Consider the following 14,820-nt stretch of genomic DNA (forward strand, 5'->3'; position numbering starts at 1 on the left):
CTACGGCAACCGCGACGACCGCCCGGCACGTAGCAACGACCGCCCTGCTCGTAGCAACGACCGCCCGAGCCATGGTGACCGTGAAGACCGTGGGCCCCGCGTTGCACCGCCTCGTAACGCTGGCGATCTGCGTAGCTCAAACCGCCCGGACCGTGAACGTTCCCCCGAAATTGACTCAGACGTTACAGGCGAAGAGCTGGACAAGGTAACCCGCGCTCAGCTGCGCATCTTGGATTCGCGTAATAACGAGTGGGTTTCCAAGCACCTCGTCATGGCCGGCCGTCTGATCGACTTCGAACCTGAACTGGCTTTCCAGCACGCCTTGGCGGCCAGCCGCCGTGGCGGGCGCCTAGCTTGCGTGCGCGAGGCCGTCGCGATGACCGCTTACTCGGCAGGCAACTATTCTGAGGCGCTGCGAGAGCTGCGTACGTACCGTCGCATTAGTGGCTCCAATGTCCATCTGCCGCTGATGGCCGACTGTGAGCGCGGCCTGGGCCGTCCGGACAAGGCACTTGACCTTATCCAGTCCGAGGACGCAAGCACCTTGGATACCGCTGGCAAGGTTGAACTGGCGATTGTTGAATCTGGTGCCCGTGGTGATCTGGGTGACCTTGATGCGGCAGTGTCTGCACTGGAGATCCCGCAGCTGGACATCAACCGTGCTTTCTCCTTTAGCCCGCGCCTGTTCCGTGCATATGGCATGGTGCTGCGGGCCTTGGATCGCAAAGATGAGGCCAAGAAGTGGGAGCGTCAGGCGCTCGTTGCTGAGGAAGCCCTGGGGATCGATGACACCACCGACTCGATCATCATTGATTTGGGTGACGATGACGATGAGCAGGGTGTTGAAATACGCCCACGGACTAAAGTTTCCGACGTCATGGAACCAGCTACTCCGAGCAGCGAGCAATCGGTGGTTGATGAGCAAGCACCTGTCAATGACCAAGACGAGATGAATGTCGACGATGCCGAATCGGACTCGTACGATTCTGATGACGCGGAGTCTGATGAGGACAGTGTTGAGGATGATCTGGAGCGAGTAGAAATGGCTGGCTCCGGTGACGATGAGTTGGATAGTCTCCTTGATGGGGAGGACACGCACGACGACGGCCCTCACGCCGATCTGGAGGACTAGGGTCTTGCCCGGGGAGACTTTACTGAATGCTTTCGACGCAGTTTTGGCTGATCTTGACGGTGTGGTCTATGCAGGACCTCATGCCATTCCGGGCGCCGTCGAGACTCTGCAACTGCTGACCAAGGCCGGCGTAAAACTGGCCTATGTGACGAACAACGCGTCGCGCACACCAGCGAACGTTGCGGCACACTTGCGTGAGCTTGGTGCGCCCGCGGACGATGACCAAGTGGTCAGTTCGGCTCAAGCAGGCGCAGCCTTGCTGGCAGAAAAGTTCTCCCCAGGCAGCAAAGTATTGGTGATTGGTAGCAAGGCCTTGGCCCAGGAGGTGGAACTGGTCAACATGACTGTGGTGGGAAGCGCGGCGGACGCCCCGGACGTGGTCATTCAGGGATTTGACCCTGCATTAGCCTGGCCGGACCTTGCCGAAGCAGCCTTTGCCATCAACGCTGGCGCCGCCTGGATTGCCACTAACACGGACATGACGATTCCCCAGGACCGGGGGATCGCGCCCGGCAACGGGGCACTCGTCGCTGCCGTTCGGGCCGCCGTCGAGCATGAACCTTGGGTGGCGGGGAAACCTGAAGCCCCGCTGTTCCACACAGCTGCCCAGCGTCTGGGCGCAAACAATCCTCTGGTAGTGGGGGACCGGCTGGACACGGATATCCTGGGCGGCAACAATGCCAGGATGGCTACCGCCCTTGTGCTGACCGGCATCGATTCAGCAGAATCGGCGCTGAGAGCACGATCGGCCGAGCGTCCTCGTTTCATTATTTCCTCGCTCGATGGATTGAACCAGCCGTATCCGGAAATTTCCCAAGTGCGCGGCGTCTTCACCTGCGGCGACGAGCAGGCGAGCGTTGACGGAAATACCATTACGGCCACTCTGTCTAGTGAAAACGAAGATGGGCAATGCAATCTCAACGCAGCGCGCGCCATGTGCGCTGCTTGGTGGGACGCCGTGAGCCAAACGGACACCGCCACAGATCCCCAAGTGGTGTTTCAGCAGGCCGTAAGTGGGATAGAGAATGGCGGATTGCGGTGACTGAAGCAACGCCAATTCTGACTCCAGCCGTTGCGAGGGACACTGCCGTTGAAGCCATTGTGACTCGGGCAGCGCTAGCACCATCCCTGCCCACGGGAGAGCATAACGGCCTCTATGCATCGATCATGGCCGACCTTGAGGAACAGCTGGATAGTGACCCCGACGGTGCCACACCATGACTCGCCTAGATGCTGAACTGCTCAACCGTGGGCTGGCCCGCTCACGCACTCTAGCCGTCTCACTGATCAAGGCTGGACGCGTCAGCGTCGATGGAAAGCCAGCGGTGAAAGTCTCTCAGATCGTCTCAGCACAGACCGTGCTTGAACTAGCCGATGATGGTGAACAGGGCTACGTCTCCAGAGCCGGGCACAAGCTGGCCGGGGCCTTGGAGCGCTTCCCACAGATCGTGGTATCCGGGCAGCGTTGCTTTGACGCCGGTGCTTCCACCGGCGGCTTCACTGACGTCCTACTGCGCAAAGGCGCGGCCCGCGTGGCTGCCGTCGACGTCGGGCATGGGCAATTAGTAGAGTCCCTGCGAGAGGATCCACGCGTTGACGTCTACGAGGGAATTAACATCCGCTACATGCACGCCGAGGACATCGGCGGCACAGTGGATCTGAGCGTTTGTGACCTCTCCTTCATCTCGTTGACACTGGTCATGGCCGCGCTGGCCTTAGCGACACGCCCAGGGGGAAACTTGTTGCTCATGGTCAAGCCGCAATTTGAGGTAGGTCGGGAGCGATTGGCTCGCACCGGCGTCGTCAGTAGCGAGAATGAGCGGCGTCGGGCCGTGGAACAGGTGGCACTTTCTGCCGTGGCCAACGGCCTAGCGCTGCACGGATTAGGGGTGAGCACACTGCCGGGCCAAGACGGAAATGTTGAATATTTTCTCTGGGCAAGCCGGGAAGTGTCACCACAGGCACATAAGATCGAAGGAGAGAGCCTGTCGGTGGAGAACCTTCTTGCCCAGCTCTGGTCCGCGCCCCTAGCATCGAGGAAATCACACACATGAGACGCCGCGTCTTGATTCTTGCCCATACCGGGCGCGAGGAATCGATGATTGCCGCCTTGGAAGCATGCGTGCAACTTCACGCCAACAACATTGTTCCTGTCATGTATGCCGAGGAATTGGCGGACATGACAGGTTATTTGGGCGTATCAAACGTCAGTATGGAAATTCTTGGCCGCGATGTCTCATTGGCTGAGATAGAACTTGTTATGGTTTTAGGCGGCGATGGCACCATTTTGCGGGCCGCGGAACTGGTGCGCGAACACGATCTGCCTTTGCTGGGCGTGAATTTGGGCCATGTAGGATTTCTGGCCGAAAGCGAGCGTGCGGATCTCATCCAAACCGTCGATTGGGTGGTACGGCGCGAATACTCGGTCGAGGAACGCATGACCTTGGACGTGAAGGTCCGGCTCAAGGGAAAACTGGTGGCTCACACGTGGGCGCTCAATGAGGTCGCGCTAGAAAAAGGCAACCGAGAACGCATGATCGAAGTCGTCACTGAGGTGGATGGGCGCCCGCTGAGCTCCTTCGGCTGTGATGGGGTGGTTATGGCCACACCAACAGGATCCACCGCCTATGCCTTCTCCGCAGGAGGGCCGGTGGTCTGGCCGGAAGTTGAGGCTTTACTGATGGTCCCCATCAGTGCTCACGCTCTTTTCGCCAAACCACTGGTTGTGGCACCCACGTCCACTCTGGCGGTGGAAGTACTCACCCGTAATGGTGCCTATGGTGTCATCTGGTGCGATGGTAGGCGCACCGTTGATCTTTTACCTGGGGCGCGCATTGAAGTGACGCGTTCCAACCAACCCGTCAAGCTCGCCAGAACACGGCAAACGCCGTTTTCCGAACGTTTGGTGCGTAAGTTTGAACTTCCAGTTCAAGGGTGGCGAGGCCCCTCGGCTGAAGAGACTCCGCCGCCCACGTCTCAACTGCCCATCATTGGCACGCCGACGCCCAAGACACAGTTGGGAGGTCCCCGCACGGGTCCTATCCCGCAGGTTCCCGATCTCACAGTGACACATGGGGATTCGGATGTTCCCGTGGGCGAGAGTGGAGAGCTCAATGATTGAGGAAATCCGAATCCGTGACCTTGGCGTCATTTCTGAGTCGACCCTGACCCTTGGCCCAGGTTTGAGCGTTGTCAGCGGCGAAACAGGTGCCGGGAAAACCATGGTGGTGACCGCCGTCGGCCTGCTCTTGGGCAACAGGGCGGATGCCGGTGCCGTACGTAATGGCGCCAAAAGTGCTTCGGCTGAAGCGACGCTGACCCTCCCTGCCGGTCATGCCGCTTTGCTACGGGCGCTGGAGGCGGGCGCTGACATCGATGAGTTCGACGGCGGTGCGGAGCTGGTTTTGGCACGTTCTGTCAGTGCTGACGGACGCAGCCGCGCTCATGTGGGTGGGCGCAGCGCTCCCATTGGCGTGCTGGCGGAAATGGGGGAGACCTTGGTAGCCGTCCATGGGCAGTCGGACCAAATGCGACTAAAGAACCCTGCTGCTCAACGCGCAGCACTTGATAAGTTCGCTGCAGAAGCTCAAAAGTCGTTTCCTGCTGCACTTACTAAGTACCGAACAGTGTTCGAGCGGTGGAAGGCGGCGCAGGCGGAATTGGAACTGCTGCGCACCTCCAGCCGGGAACGGTTGCGGGAAGCCGAATCGCTTACCGTGGCCTTGGCTGAGATCGATGGACTGGCACCCTTGCCGGGGGAAGATGAAGCATTGAAATCGGCCGCCATCAAACTGGGGAACGTCGAAGAGTTGCGCAATGCCTCCCTCGGAGCCCATGAGTCACTTATTGCAGAAGACTATGGTGACGGTCCGGATGCAGTGGGCTTGGTGGATGCCGCCAAACGGATGTTGGAGTTGGTGGCAGATTCGGACAACGAACTCGCGGACCTCGGCAAACGAGTCTCCGAGGTGGGGTATTTGTTAGCGGACATCGCTCGAGAACTAGTCGGCTATGCCACGTCTTTGGATTCCGAGGGTCCGGGGCGGCTTGCCGAAGTGGAAGACCGGCGCGGAGAGTTGGCCGTCCTGGTCCGCAAATATGCTCCCACGATCGATGAAGTCATCCTCTGGGCTGACGCCGCCCGTCAACGATTGACCGAGTTGACTGATGATTCCGGACGGATTGAAAAGCTGGAAACTGAGGTGGCCGCCTCGCAAGACGAGCTCGGCACTTTGGCTACCGAAGTCACTTCGCTGCGGACTGCTGCGGGCGAGAAACTATCAAAGCAAGTCAGCGCCGAACTGAAAGCTCTAGCGATGCCAGACGCTAAGCTCGTGATCGAGCTCAGCGTGGCAGAGCGCAGTATTCACGGGGCTGATGAGATAAGTTTTCTGCTCCAACCACATGCCGGTTCGCTGCCGCGCCCGCTCGGCAAGGGTGCCTCAGGCGGTGAGCTCTCCCGGGTGATGCTTGCACTGGAAGTCGTGCTGGCCGCTGTGGATCCCGTGCCTACATTTGTGTTTGATGAGGTGGATTCTGGTGTGGGAGGCAAGGCCGCCGTCGAGATTGGACGCCGGCTGGCCATGTTAGCCAAGCACGTTCAGGTCCTGGTTGTCACACATCTGCCGCAGGTGGCAGCGTTTGCCGACCAGCACATCGTGGTCACCAAAAGCTCTGTGAGCAAAGGCTCAGGCGGAGGGATCACCACCAGCGACGTTCGGGTGCTCAGTGACGAAGAAAGGGTACGAGAACTGGCGCGAATGCTGGCAGGGCAAGAAGATTCGGCGACGGCGCAAGCCCATGCAAAAGAACTTCTGGCGGATGCCCGCGCAAGCGTGTAGTGGCAAGAGTAGGTTTAGAAACGAACATTGGCTCATAAGATGATAGGCTTGAATTCCGTGGTGCAACGATCAAATTCCCGGTTCAGTGGTCAGTCTAAGACGACCAAACACATCTTCGTTACTGGCGGAGTAGCCTCCTCGCTCGGTAAGGGATTGACGGCTTCTAGCCTCGGTCACTTGCTCCGTGCGCGAGGCCTCTCAGTAACAATGCAAAAGCTCGATCCCTATCTCAACGTGGATCCGGGCACAATGAATCCCTTCCAACACGGTGAAGTCTTCGTCACGGATGATGGCGCCGAAACCGATCTTGACATTGGTCATTATGAGCGTTTTCTGGATGAAAATTTAGAAGGTTCAGCAAATGTCACAACCGGCCAGATTTACTCGACGGTCATTGCTAAGGAACGTCGCGGCGAGTACCTGGGGGACACCGTTCAAGTTATCCCGCACATCACCGATGAAATCAAGCGCCGCATGCGTATGCCTGCTGAAGGCAAGAACGCCCCGGACGTTATTATCACCGAGATCGGCGGCACCGTCGGAGACATCGAGTCTCAGCCGTTTCTGGAGTCCGCACGTCAAGTTCGTCAAGACATCGGTCGCAACAATGTCTTCTTCGCTCATGTATCCTTGGTGCCTTACATTGGGCCCTCACAAGAGCTAAAGACCAAGCCCACACAGCATTCCGTGGCGGCGCTGCGTTCCCTGGGTATTCAGCCGGACGCGATCATCTTGCGCTCTGACAGAGTTCTCCCGGATGCCATGCATGCCAAGATCGGCCGTGCCTGTGACGTTGACGTGGAAGCCGTTATTGGTTGTCCCGATGCTCCCAGCATCTACGACATCCCCAAGACCTTGCACGCCCAGGGTTTGGATTCCTACATTGTCCGCGCTCTGGACCTCCCGTTCAAGGACGTTGACTGGACCAAATGGGACAAACTTCTAGAAGTGGTTCACAATCCTGCTCACCACGTTGAGGTTGCCCTCGTGGGCAAGTACATCGATCTGCCGGACGCCTACCTATCTGTCACTGAAGCACTACGTGCAGGTGGCTTCGCCAATGCCACTAAGGTCAAGATCCGCTGGGTGCCTTCAGACACCTGCGACACAGAAGAGGGCGCGCGCAAGGCCTTGGACGGCGTCGACGCGATCTGTGTACCCGGAGGCTTCGGTATCCGAGGTTTGGAAGGCAAACTGGGGGCATTGAAATTTGCCCGCGAAAACCAGCTGCCCACATTGGGACTTTGCCTTGGTTTGCAGTCCATGGTGATCGAATATGCGCGCAACGTGGTTGGCCTGGAAGGAGCATCCTCCTCCGAATTTGACGACGACCCGACGTACCCGGTTATCGCCACCATGGAAGAACAGCTGGACATCGTGGACGGCAAAGGGGATCTGGGTGGGACAATGCGTCTTGGCCTGTACCCGGCCGTGCTGACGGAAGGCTCAGTAGTTGCACAGACCTACGGCACGACGAATGTATCCGAACGTCACCGTCATCGCTACGAAGTCAACAACAAGTACCGTGAGCAGCTAGCTTCTGCCGGACTCGTTTTCTCGGGGACGTCCCCTGACGGCAAGCTGGTGGAGTATGTGGAGCTACCTCGCGAGGTTCATCCTTACTACGTCTCCACCCAAGCACACCCTGAATTGAGCTCGCGGCCCACCCGGCCCCACCCGCTCTTTGCAGGATTGATCGCGGCAGCACTGGAACGCCAGAACGCCACACGGCTGCTGGACGTATAAATGACGCAGCCCGGTATGCCGTTGTCGACTAACGCAGACGCGCTCATGGGAGAGCCGGTGACTGACCAGTTCAGCCAACGCCCGCTGCAGTCATCTTCCACGGTGTACCGAGGCCGCATCTGGGACGTTGTCTCGGATACTTTCACGCTCACACGTGGCTCGGCCCCACTGACCCGCGACTACATTTCCCATCCAGGTGCTGTGGCCGTGGTCGTTCTCAATGAGAACAACCAAGTGCTGCTCATTAGCCAATACCGGCATCCGGTGCAAATGGTCCTCTGGGAGATTCCTGCAGGGTTGTTGGACGTTGCCGGGGAAGACTACGTTGTGGGAGCTGCCCGCGAACTGGCCGAGGAAGCCGATCTTGTGGCGTCCCAATGGCATGTGTTGACCGACTTTTTTAATTCTCCGGGCTCTTCGAGTGAAGCTATCCGCATCTATCTGGCTCGGGGACTGAGTGAGGTTCCTCTGGCTGACCGCCATGTGCGCATGGATGAAGAATCAGAAATTTCCTTCCGTTGGGTGGACCTAGACGAGGCAGCTGCGGCAGTCTTGGACGGGAGAATCCATAATCCTTCTGCCGTCGTCGGAATTCTGGCTGCTGCAACAGCACTACCCTCAGGATTTTCCACCTTGCGTGATGCTCAGGCACCTTGGCCGGAGCATCCTAGCCAACGCACTCCGTGAGGAACCCTGCATGGTGAGAGAGCTTACCGTCGCGCCGCAGCTCGCCTTGGCCGTAGATGGATACCTCCAGCACGTAGGAGTTGAACGTGGGCTAGCCACCAATACACTCCAGGCGTATCGCAGAGACCTGGCGCGGTATGTGAAGTTTCTTTGTTCAGAGGGTGTCACGGCGCCTGGTGAAGTGACCCACCGTCACGTCTCCACGTTTGCTCAAGCACTATCCGACGGCGCCGATGGAGGGTCCGTTCTAGGGTTACGGTCTGCAGCTCGTACCATCGTGGCAGTCCGCGGATTGCACAAGTTCTGGGCATTGGAAGGGCTGAGCGACGCCGATCCTGCTTCCGATGTTCACCCGCCCATGCCTGGACGCCGGCTACCAAAAGCCATCACCGTCGGTGAGGTAACGCGCATTCTTGAGGCGGAGTCTTCGGACACGGCCGCCGGACTTCGCAACACCGCGATGTTGGAATTCCTCTACTCCACCGGCGCGCGAATCAGTGAGGCGGTGGGTCTGGACGTGGATGACCTAGTCTTGACGGCGCATGGGGATGACGGGCCAGCCCTGGTCCGGCTCTTTGGCAAGGGTTCAAAGGAACGTTTGGTACCCATTGGTTCTTACGCGCTGCGAGCTCTGGAAGCCTACCTTGTCCGTGGACGTGGCTCGCTGGCCGCCAAGGGTAATGGTACTCCGGCACTTTTCTTGAATGTCCGTGGAGGCCGCATCAGCCGGCAGAGCGTGTGGACCATCCTCAAAGCTGCAGCCGACCGAGCCGGTGTAGAGGCAGATGTTTCCCCCCATACGCTCCGTCATTCTTTTGCCACACATCTGCTTGAAGGTGGTGCTGATGTGCGAGTAGTCCAGGAGCTGTTAGGTCATGCCTCAGTAACTACCACCCAGGTTTATACGTTGGTCACGGCTGACACCCTGCGCGAAGTGTACGCTGCGGCTCACCCACGAGCCCTCGGGTGAGCCGGGTCTGACATCAATAACGCTTTCCTAGCAAAGCTGGCGCTGACCATGAAACTTGTGAAATCGTCGATGTTGTATAGTTCGAAACAACGGCGATGGATCCCGCCGGGGAGATAAGTCCCGAACTGCCACCACGGCTGATGGTTTCCTACCTTGTCGTTCGAAGGTAGGCTGCTATGCCCATTACCCGTCACAACGGGACCCATCCACAGGGCGCGAGAGCGGGCGTTCTAACGCCTCAGTCCTTGCTGCCTCGCTCCGGCCTCGTTCTGAGCGCGGAAGAGGTACGCCAGTTATGGTCCTTCGTGCATGGGGACATCATGAACGGCGGCCTCCGGCGATATCTGCGCGGTTCGTTGGGACTATGTCCGCGCCATGCCTGGGGACATGCGGTCGTGGAGATCGAATTATGGCAGGCCGGGGCTGGGCTTCGTGGCGGGCACCAACCCTTCGACGTTTGCATCCTTCTTGAGGACCTGCTCAATTACGTGTCTTTGGGGCTGGATCGTGGATCCGGTGTTTTCAGACGGCATCCGGAGAACATACTCCGCTCGTTGAACCCTTGCCGGATCTGCAAGGAAGTAGCTGGACCAGCCACGCCGGGGCTGCGGATGGGATACGCGAACTCGAACACTGCAGCTCTGACTGATGAGGCAAATCTGCTGGATTACACCCGCCGTTGGTGCACAGAAACTGCGGATGAGTGGGGATCCCGGGCCTGTCCTGCCTGCACAGCCAAAGACCCCCAAACCGTCAAAGACCTATCCAACGGAGAAGTGGGAGGCCGGTCGCTGCTATGCCGGCATCACCTACTGGCAGCAGGAACCATGAACCTCGAGCTGCGCTGCCTGGTGGTTCAACGATTGGTGGAGATCCGCAGGCGTCTGCTGCGGCTCATCGACTCCATGACGGACACTGGGGCTCCAGCCACGGCCGCTGACAATGCTTCATGGATCGAGGCTCTGGGCTGGTTTGCCGGCTGGAGCCTGCCGCTCTACCTTACGGAGATCACGATTCCGCCATCTCCGTCTCCCGCAAAAGATCCCCGATGAAAGGAAACACCATGAAAGAACATTTTGCCGTGATCGAGATACCAACTGGCAGCAGCAACAAATATGAGATGGACCATGACAGCGGCCGTATTGTCTTAGACCGTGCACTCTACACGGCTCTCGGGTACCCGGCAGACTACGGATTCATCGAGGGTACCTTGGGCCTAGACGGGGACCCGTTGGATGTTCTGGTCCTCTTGGAGCGCCCAGTTCTCCCCGGCATCGGAATCAGGGTTCGGGCGGTGGGAGTCTTCAACATGACTGACGAGGCCGGGCCCGACTCGAAAATTATTGCGGTGCCTTTTGGCGACCGACGCTGGGAGAACATCACCGACATCGCTGATGTTCCTGCGCCATTGAGGGATAAAATTGAACATTTTTTTGCTCACTACAAAGAGTTGGAACCGGGAAAATGGGTGAACGTGCAAGGTTGGGGAAACGTGGAGGAAGCGGACCGCCGCCTCACTGAGGCCTATGAACGGAACGGATTAGGCTGACCGGAGCCCAACGACGTGGAAATCGTTGCAGATGGCGTTAAACGCAGATGGCACTGTATTGTCAATAATGGTGATGGATCCCGCCGGAACTGCCTTGCAGTTCGAACCGCTCTTTGGCTAATGGTTCCTACCTTTGCTCTTCAAAGGTAGGTGAACTATGACTGGTCAAGGAAAGCTCATCTTGTTGCGGCACGGTCAAAGCACCCTCAACGCCCAAGGCCGTTTTACGGGGCTGCTAGATCCTCCTCTGACTCCTCAAGGCCGTGCGGAAGCTGTGCATGCTGCTGATATTTTGGTGTCGGCCGCGTTTGCCCCAGACACTATCTTTTCTTCAACGATGGTACGGGCAGTTGAGACTGGCTTGCTGGTCAGCGAACGACTCACTGGCGGGACGGTGCCGGTGCGCACCGCGTGGGAGCTCAATGAGCGAAGCTATGGATCCCTGACAGGACGGCTGAAGAAAGAACTGCTCGCTGAATTTGGGCCACAGGTACTTCACTATTGGCGTCGCTCGCTCTATGCGGCCCCGCCGCCCATGACACCTCGCCAGCTGACTGCTATCAGGAGCAGCAATGCTGCTGCTGACATGCCGCCCGGTACCGCCCGTGCCACGGAATCCCTAAACGCAGTAGCCACGAGGGTCAACGGTTTCTGGTACAAAACTCTCCGGCCGCTGCTTCGGGACGGAAAGAACGTCTTGGCGGTAGCCCACGGCAATTCATTGCGGGCGCTGTGTTTGATCCTCGATTCCCTCACAGAGGAAGAGGTTGAGGGACTAAACCTGCCGACTGGCCATCCGCTGGAATACAGCTTTCATTCCGGATTCATTCCGTATCGCAGGGGCGGGACTTATCTTGACCCGGATGCTGCCGCCCTGGCCGTAAGCCTGGTGGCGGCCGACGGCGGCACATGAACATCGCATCAATTTTTCACCATTGACCACGCATCATTACTGATCGGAGCAACCACCATGAACGAGCTGTCCTTCACAGCAGTCCACGCCCTACAGATCCTTGATTCGCGGGGTCACCCTACTGTGCGGGTGACCCTGACCGCCGGCGATGGAGTAATGGTTACCGCTTCGGCGCCGTCGGGAGCCTCAACCGGCGCCCACGAAGCCATGGAATTGCGGGACGGTGGAGCCGGGTATGGCGGGAGAGGTGTGGAAAGCGCCGTTGCTGGGATCAATTCTTCCATCCGTGAGCTGTTGCTCTCCCGGTCGTGGCCGAACCAACGCACCCTGGATGCGGCGTTGTGCGAGTTGGATGGGACGCCGGAGAAGTCACGGCTGGGAGCCAACGCGATTGTCGCAGTTTCCATGGCTGCTGCCCGTGCGTTTTCTAACTTATCGGGGGATTCGCTCCACACCTGGATCGCGCAGTCTCTCGGTACGGCCGAACGTCTACCAGTCCCGCACTTCAACGTGCTCAACGGCGGTGCCCATTCAGCTAACCCACTGGCGTTTCAGGAATTCATGATCGCCCCCATCGGCGCGTCAACATTGCCGGAAGCCATTCGTTGGGGTTCGGAAATCTACCACGCACTAGGAGCAGAACTGAGACGCAAGGGTCTTTCCACCGGGCTGGGGGATGAAGGAGGTTACGCCCCTGAAATATCAAAGCCCGAGGAAGCCCTCGAGTTAATTACCCAAGCCATCACTGATGCTGGCTACAGCCTCGGCGAGGGCGGCGTATCGATTGCCTTGGATCCGGCGGCGAACTATTTCTATCATGACGGCAGCTACGAGTTGAACGGGCGTTCCTACACCTCGAGGGAGCTGAGCAACTACTACGATTCACTGATTTTAAACTTTCCAATCCGAAGTCTTGAGGACCCACTAGCTGAGGATGACCCACGGGGATGGCCCGAACTCACAGCGGCCTTGGGGGATCGGGTGCAGGTGGTTGGAGATGATTTGTTCGTCTCCAACGCGGGCCGGGTCCAAATAGGCATCGAGACGGCAGCGGCGAATGCTGTGTTGATAAAACCCAATCAGGTAGGCACCGTCACCGAAACTTTGGACACCCTCACGGTGGCTGACCAAGGGGGATTCACCGCAATGGTCTCCCACCGTTCCGGAGAGACGGAAGACACCTTCGTCGCAGATTTAGCCGTTGGATCCGGCTGTGGGCAAATCAAATCGGGAGCACCAGCCAGGGGAGAACGGGTAGCAAAATATAACCGGCTCCTTGAGATTGCTGATGCATCTCCCAATTTGCCCTACGGGCTGGGAACCGCAGGTCAAAAAAACGGTGGCCCCTCATGACTGGACCATTGCCGCCAAAGGGCGGTCCGAACCGTATCACACGCCCAGTATTGGTAGGTATTATGCCCACTCAGCCGCTGGCCGTAGCGCGGCGAGCCGCCCAGCTTGCCTACAGTCTGGACGTCGAATTGGTTTGCGCATATGTGGACATAACCCGATACCTGGTGGAGGAAGCAACGGATGGCTCTGTGGCGTCTGAACCCATTGACTCGGACGGTGTTGACGATGACGCTGAGGGAGTCTCTGCCACCATTTCGCAGCGTTTGTCCTCGGTCTTCTCCGCCTATGGGGTTAGCTGGAGCTATCGGTCTTTGGCAGGAGACCCAGCCCGTGCTCTCGGACGCTTGGCGGAGACTCTAGACGCATCCATGATAGTCGTTGGCACACGGGAACGCGGTGTAGGGCACCGATTGGAAGAGCTATTGACCGGCTCTGTGGCAGTTCATTTGGCCCACCGCCAGCACCGTCCAGTGGTGGTCATCCCGCTGAAACCACAGGCGTTGGGAGCGGAAGAATGAACGGACCTACAAGAGAAACAACACAAAACAACCGATCATTGCCGATCGACAGCGACGTTGATTCAATTCAGCCCCGGGCAGGGCGCCGAGCAATCCACCTGCACCCCGGATATGTTGGTCTAGTCATCCTGGGCGGCGTCTTCGGTACCCTGGCTCGCTATGGACTCGAAGCCGTAATTCCTACCCCGGGCGACTGGCCGCTTTCGACACTTCTGATAAACCTTGCCGGGGCTTTTGCTCTCGGCGCGCTTTTGGAGGGACTGGTCCGGTGTGGCCAGGACCGAGGACGGCTGAGAATTATTCGGCTAGTGGTTGGCACCGGATTTCTGGGCTCCTTCACTACGTACAGCACCCTGGCAGTGGAAGCGAGTCTGCTCCTTGATGCCAGCAGGGTTTCAGCCGCACTCCTTTACCTGGCAGCCAGTGTCATCGGTGGAGCCTGCGTTACGACACTCGGGATTTGGGTCGCTACCAAGCACCACCGTACCGTTGCGCAGCGAAATACGAGCTCGCTTCGCCACTGCGCCAAAGGCAAGGAACGATCATGATAGTCCTCCTACTTTCCTTGGCGGGTGGGCTCGGAGCTGGTGCCCGGTTCGTGGCGGACGGACTTCTCCGCTCCCGGATACGCACAGCTTTGCCCGCCGGTACGATGCTCATCAACACTACCGGCGCGCTCCTGCTAGGCCTCTTGACCGGGATGGTTTTAGCTCATCAAGTTGGTCCTGAGCTGGTGGCCGTGCTAGGTACCGGGTTCATGGGTGGCTACACTACGTTCAGCACCTCCAGTTTCGAAACTGTCCGCCTCATTCAAAGCGGACGCATCTGGTTTGCCGTGGTTAACGGTCTGGGTACCCTCATCTTGAGCGTTGCTGCGGCAGCGTGTGGATTGATAGTAGGTGGGGCTCTCTGAAACCGGCTCATAATATCGTTCAAGTATTTTCTCTAAAACGGACTTATACTGGCATTAGAGGCGATGGAACCCGCCTGAATCGAGCGTACGATTCAAACTGCCACACCGGCTTATGGCTCCTGTCCAAAACTATTGGGCGGGGAATGTGCCATGCTGAGGTGTACTAATGATGTGAGACAGTTCCTGAAAGGATTGTTC

15 protein-coding genes, 1 pseudogene and 3 riboswitches are annotated in these 14,820 nt (G+C 58.4%); all 16 genes and pseudogenes read left to right on the forward strand.

The features are described from left to right. A pseudogene (locus tag LOH53_RS16480) lies at positions 1–1,132 on the forward strand (hypothetical protein); the annotation flags it as partial. Between the two features lie 4 nt (positions 1,133–1,136). Next, a complete protein-coding gene (locus LOH53_RS16485; RefSeq protein WP_230068852.1) occupies positions 1,137–2,174 on the forward strand; it encodes an HAD-IIA family hydrolase in 1,038 nt (345 codons plus the stop codon). After that, positions 2,171–2,353 carry a hypothetical protein gene (locus LOH53_RS16490; RefSeq protein WP_230068853.1) on the forward strand — a complete coding sequence of 61 codons (183 nt, stop codon included), beginning with the start codon at positions 2,171–2,173 and terminating at the stop codon, positions 2,351–2,353. The genes LOH53_RS16485 and LOH53_RS16490 overlap by 4 nt, the downstream gene beginning before the upstream one ends. Continuing rightward, entirely contained in the window at positions 2,350–3,186 is an 837-nt protein-coding gene (locus LOH53_RS16495; protein WP_230068854.1) for a TlyA family RNA methyltransferase, read from the forward strand. The genes LOH53_RS16490 and LOH53_RS16495 overlap by 4 nt, the downstream gene beginning before the upstream one ends. After that, positions 3,183–4,253, forward strand: coding sequence for an NAD kinase (locus tag LOH53_RS16500; protein WP_230068855.1), 1,071 nt, complete (start codon positions 3,183–3,185; stop codon positions 4,251–4,253). The genes LOH53_RS16495 and LOH53_RS16500 overlap by 4 nt, the downstream gene beginning before the upstream one ends. Continuing rightward, the gene (gene recN / locus LOH53_RS16505) at positions 4,246–5,973 is read left to right on the forward strand and encodes a DNA repair protein RecN (protein ID WP_230068856.1); all 1,728 of its coding nucleotides are present in this window, start codon (positions 4,246–4,248) and stop codon (positions 5,971–5,973) included. The genes LOH53_RS16500 and recN overlap by 8 nt, the downstream gene beginning before the upstream one ends. Before the next feature lie 39 nt (positions 5,974–6,012). Continuing rightward, the gene (locus tag LOH53_RS16510; RefSeq protein WP_230068857.1) at positions 6,013–7,719 is read left to right on the forward strand and encodes a CTP synthase; all 1,707 of its coding nucleotides are present in this window, start codon (positions 6,013–6,015) and stop codon (positions 7,717–7,719) included. Further along, the gene (locus LOH53_RS16515) at positions 7,720–8,406 is read left to right on the forward strand and encodes an NUDIX domain-containing protein (RefSeq protein ID WP_376991706.1); all 687 of its coding nucleotides are present in this window, start codon (positions 7,720–7,722) and stop codon (positions 8,404–8,406) included. Between the two features lie 10 nt (positions 8,407–8,416). Then, positions 8,417–9,376 (forward strand): site-specific tyrosine recombinase XerD, encoded by a 960-nt coding sequence (gene xerD / locus LOH53_RS16520; protein WP_230068858.1) that lies wholly within the window; start codon positions 8,417–8,419, stop codon positions 9,374–9,376. A gap of 82 nt (positions 9,377–9,458) precedes the next feature. Beyond that, positions 9,459–9,534: riboswitch (Fluoride riboswitch) on the forward strand. Between the two features lie 18 nt (positions 9,535–9,552). Continuing rightward, positions 9,553–10,428: a hypothetical protein gene (locus LOH53_RS16525; protein WP_230068859.1), complete on the forward strand. Its 876-nt coding sequence runs from the start codon at positions 9,553–9,555 to the stop codon at positions 10,426–10,428. A gap of 11 nt (positions 10,429–10,439) precedes the next feature. Beyond that, a complete protein-coding gene (locus tag LOH53_RS16530; protein WP_230068860.1) occupies positions 10,440–10,925 on the forward strand; it encodes an inorganic diphosphatase in 486 nt (161 codons plus the stop codon). A 60-nt stretch (positions 10,926–10,985) separates the two neighbouring features. Continuing rightward, positions 10,986–11,062, forward strand: a riboswitch (Fluoride riboswitch). A gap of 20 nt (positions 11,063–11,082) precedes the next feature. After that, the gene (locus LOH53_RS16535; protein ID WP_230068861.1) at positions 11,083–11,838 is read left to right on the forward strand and encodes a 2,3-bisphosphoglycerate-dependent phosphoglycerate mutase; all 756 of its coding nucleotides are present in this window, start codon (positions 11,083–11,085) and stop codon (positions 11,836–11,838) included. A gap of 57 nt (positions 11,839–11,895) precedes the next feature. After that, the gene (gene eno, locus LOH53_RS16540) at positions 11,896–13,191 is read left to right on the forward strand and encodes a phosphopyruvate hydratase (RefSeq protein WP_230068862.1); all 1,296 of its coding nucleotides are present in this window, start codon (positions 11,896–11,898) and stop codon (positions 13,189–13,191) included. Then, positions 13,188–13,709 (forward strand): universal stress protein, encoded by a 522-nt coding sequence (locus LOH53_RS16545; protein WP_268251263.1) that lies wholly within the window; start codon positions 13,188–13,190, stop codon positions 13,707–13,709. Before eno ends, LOH53_RS16545 begins: the two co-directional genes overlap by 4 nt. Further along, on the forward strand, positions 13,706–14,257 hold the full coding sequence (locus LOH53_RS16550; protein WP_230068864.1) for a fluoride efflux transporter FluC: 552 nt from the start codon (positions 13,706–13,708) through the stop codon (positions 14,255–14,257). The genes LOH53_RS16545 and LOH53_RS16550 overlap by 4 nt, the downstream gene beginning before the upstream one ends. Beyond that, positions 14,254–14,622, forward strand: a complete 369-nt coding sequence (crcB, locus tag LOH53_RS16555; protein WP_230068865.1) for a fluoride efflux transporter CrcB — start codon at positions 14,254–14,256, stop codon at positions 14,620–14,622. Before LOH53_RS16550 ends, crcB begins: the two co-directional genes overlap by 4 nt. A 50-nt stretch (positions 14,623–14,672) precedes the next feature. Continuing rightward, positions 14,673–14,751: riboswitch (Fluoride riboswitch) on the forward strand. The last annotated feature ends 69 nt before the right edge of the window (positions 14,752–14,820 follow it).

This window comes from Arthrobacter cryoconiti, assembly GCF_020905375.1.
GTDB lineage: Bacteria > Actinomycetota > Actinomycetes > Actinomycetales > Micrococcaceae > Specibacter > Specibacter cryoconiti.